The sequence below is a fragment of the Streptomyces sp. NPDC004658 genome (genome assembly GCF_040609555.1).
GTDB lineage: Bacteria > Actinomycetota > Actinomycetes > Streptomycetales > Streptomycetaceae > Streptomyces.
On record NZ_JBEXKG010000433.1, the window covers coordinates 1 to 1,100 of the forward strand.

Consider the following 1,100-nt stretch of genomic DNA (forward strand, 5'->3'; position numbering starts at 1 on the left):
CCGCGACCGGCCCGGGCACGCCGCTGAGCAGCTGACCCGCGAACTCGTGGAACTGCGTCGCCCGCAGTACCGTCCAGGGCACCGATCCGCTCCGGTCTCGGCCTCGTACTTCCAGTCGCTCGGGGCCGCGGCGCCGAGGTACTTGCCGAGGTTCTGGGTGGTGCCGGAGTCCTCGGAGCGGTGGAAGGGCTGGATCGCCTTGTCCGGGAGCTTGGCGCCCGGGTTCAGCTTGGCGATGGCCTCGTCGTTCCACTTCTTGATCTTCGTGTCGAAGATCTTGGCGAGGGTGGGGGCGTCCAGCGTGAGGCTGTCGACGCCGTCGAGGTGGAAGCCGACCGCGATCGGGCCGCCGACCATCGGGAGGTTGATGCCCTGGCCGGTCTTGCAGATCTTCTTCGAGTCGGCGACCTCCTCGGGCTTCAGCGCCGAGTCGGAGCCGGCGAAGCCGACGGTGCCCTGGTTGAAGGCGACGATGCCCTCGCCGGACGAGGAGGAGTTGTAGTTGATCTCCACACCGGAGCAGGCGGCCATGTACTCCTTGACCCAGAGGTCCATGGCGTTCTTCTGGGCGCTGGACCCGGAGGCGCGCAGCTGGCCCTTGGCGCCGTCGCACTTGACGTTCGACGCGGCCTTGGTCTGACCGCCGCTCCCGCCCGTGTCGCCGCCGCTGTTGTTGTCCGAACCGCACGCCGTGAGGACCAGGGCGCCGGAGACGGCGAGGGCACCGAGCGCGGTGGCACGAAGCCGGTTCTTGCGCTGAAGCTTCACTTTCGGGTGTTCCTTCCAGGAGCCGCCGTGGTGGTTTCGGTCTACGACGGCGTGCGAGGTGATGGGTGGAGCGGAAGTCCTGTCCGGTGCGGTGTGTTCCTCGCACCGTGCACTGCCGAAATTAGGCAGAACAGGTGAAGCGGCTTGCGGGGGTGGGTGAACGGGAGGTGAACCGTGTCGGGCGGCCTGGTTCCGGTGTACGCACCCCGGCCCGTCCGGCCTTCGAGGACGGAACCGCCGCCCGGGACCGGGCCGCCTCCACGCGAGCGCCCGCCCTGGGGCAGCCGGAGTCCGGCCGGGCACGCGGGAGGATCCGGCTACGCGCCCGGCAG

Annotated in this window: 1 protein-coding gene; it reads right to left on the bottom strand. The window is 69.6% G+C overall.

Annotated elements, in window-relative coordinates; genetic code table 11:
* Window positions 1-768: phosphate ABC transporter substrate-binding protein PstS (locus ABZV94_RS41940; RefSeq protein ID WP_356350419.1), on the bottom strand; the 768-nt coding region annotated here is incomplete at its 3' end.
* Window positions 769-1,100: the final 332 nt, after the last annotated feature.